The organism is Pseudomonas putida W15Oct28, assembly GCF_000708715.2.
GTDB lineage: Bacteria > Pseudomonadota > Gammaproteobacteria > Pseudomonadales > Pseudomonadaceae > Aquipseudomonas > Aquipseudomonas putida_R.
The window spans coordinates 1-2475 of the sequence record NZ_JENB01000088.1 but is presented as its reverse complement, the minus strand read 5'-3'; the positions used below and the strand labels follow the sequence as shown (position 1 = coordinate 2475).

Genomic DNA, 2475 nt, shown 5'->3' with positions numbered 1-2475 from the left:
GATCAACTGAGCCTGGTGCAGACCGACCCAAGCGGCAACGCCTCCGTTGCCCTCGAATACGATGTACCGCTGACCACTGCACCGGTCAGCCCGAGCAATCTGGCCATCGATGGCGACGGCACTACCCTGACCGGCTCTGCGCCAGCGGGCAGCCGCGTCGAAGTACACGATGCCAATGGCACATTGATTGGCAGCGCCATTGCCAATGCCGATGGCACCTTCAGCATCGAACTGAGCCCAGCCCAAGCCAACGGCGAACTGCTGGATGTCGTTGCCATCGATGACAGCGGGGTTTCTTCGCTGCCTGCGCAAATCACGGCCCCGGATATCACCGCACCTGCCGCACCGACCGACCTGGCCGTCAGCGCGGACGGTAGCGTCATCACCGGCCGTGCCGAACCTGGCAGCACCGTGCGCATCGTTGCGGCCGACGGCACCGAACTGGGCACAGCCGTGGTCGGCCCGACCGGGGTGTTCAGCATCAACCTCGCGCCGCCACAAATCGACGGCGAAGTGCTGCAAGCCACGGCAACAGATGCCGCCGGCAACACATCACCCACCAGCGCGGTGACCGCGCCGGACATCGACGGCGTCGATACCACGCCACCGGCAGCCCCGACTGACCTGGTAATCGGCCTGGCCGGTAGCCAGCTGAGCGGGCGCGGTGAACCCGGCACCACCGTGCAGGTACGCGATGCGGCAGGCACTGTGCTGGCCACCGGCACCGTCGGCGCCGATGGCAGCTTTGCAGTTACCCTGACCCCTCCCGTTAGCGACGGCAGCGCCCTGCAAGTAACCCTGACCGATGCCGCTGGCAACGTCTCGCCACCCGGCTCGGTCACCTCGCCGGACCTGCAGGCCCCTGCCCTGCCCACCGAGCTGGCCCTGGCTGACGGCGTGACCTTCCCGCTGCAATTCGATGCACCGGACATCACCCCGCCCGCTGCCGTGAGCAACATCGTGGTCGGCGCCGGGGGCCTGGCCCTGAGCGGTCGTGGCGAACCGGGTGCCACTGTCGAAGTCCGCGATGCCAACGGCACCGTGATCGGCACTGGCGTGGTCGGTGCCAACGGCACCTTCCTGATCGACCTCAATCCAGCGGCACAGCCGGGTGATCAACTGAGCCTGGTGCAGACCGACCCAAGCGGTAACGCCTCCGTAGCCCTTGAATATGATGTACCGCTGACCACTGCACCGGTCAGCCCGAGCAACCTGGCCATCGATGCCGACGGCACTACCCTGACTGGTTCTGCCCCTGCGGGTACTCGCGTAGAAGTGCATGATGCCAACGGCACCCTGATCGGCAGTGCCATCGCCAATGCCGACGGCACCTTCAGCATCGAGCTGAACCCGGCCCAAGCCAACGGCGAGCTGCTGGATGTCGTCGCCATTGATGACAGCGGCGTTTCTTCGCTGCCAGCACAAATCACCGCTCCGGATATCACTGCGCCTGCCGCACCGACTGACTTGGCCGTCAGCGCAGACGGCAGCGTCATCACCGGCCGTGCAGAACCTGGCAGCACCGTGCGTATCCTGGCAGCCGATGGCACCGAACTGGGCACGGCCGTGGTGGGCCCGACCGGGGTGTTCAGCATCAACCTCGCGCCGCCGCAGGTAGACGGCGAAGTACTCCAGGCCACTGCGACCGATGCCGCTGGCAACACTTCCGTTGCCAGCTCGGTCACTGCACCGGACATCGATGGTGGCGATATCACACCGCCCGAAGCCCCGACCAATCTGGTGATCGGCGTGGCCGGCAGCCAGCTGAGCGGCCGTGGCGAAGCCGGCACCACTGTGCAGGTGCGTGATGCCGCAGGCAATATCCTCGCGACTGGCACCGTTGGTGCTGACGGCACCTTCTCCATCACCCTGGACCCTGCCGTAATCGACGGCAGCACCTTGCAGGTGACCCTCACCGACGCCGCCGGCAACGTATCGCAGCCAGGCTCGGTCACCTCCGCCGACCTGCTGCCGCCTGCCCAACCGACTGACCTTGCCTTGGCTGATGGCGTGACCTTTACCGGTCGCGGCGAACCGGGCGCTACCGTGCAAGTCCGTAACGCCGCCGGCACCCTTATCGGCACCGCCATCGTTGGTGCCGATGGCCTGTTCAGCATTACCCTTGCGCCCGCTCAGGCCAACGGCGAAGCCCTGGATGTACGCCTGGTGGATGCGGCCGGCAACACCTCTGCGCCGCTGCAATTCGATGCACCGGACATCACCCCGCCCGCTGCCGTGAGCAACATCGTGGTCGGCGCCGGGGGCCTGGCCCTGAGCGGTCGTGGCGAACCAGGTGCTACCGTCGAAGTACGCGATGCCAATGGCACTGTGATCGGTACCGGCGTGGTCGGTGCCAACGGCACCTTCCTGATCGACCTCAGTCCAGCTGCACAGCCGGGTGATCAACTGAGCCTGGTGCAGACCGACCCAAGCGGCAACGCCTCCGTTGCCCTCGAATACGATGTACCGCTGACC

The 2475-nt window shown here is 66.3% G+C and carries 1 protein-coding gene; it reads left to right on the top strand.

What is annotated here, in order from left to right; all coding sequences use genetic code 11:
* The coding region (locus AK81_RS27525) for an Ig-like domain-containing protein (RefSeq protein ID WP_043204398.1) at positions 1-2475 on the top strand (2475 nt) is incomplete at both ends.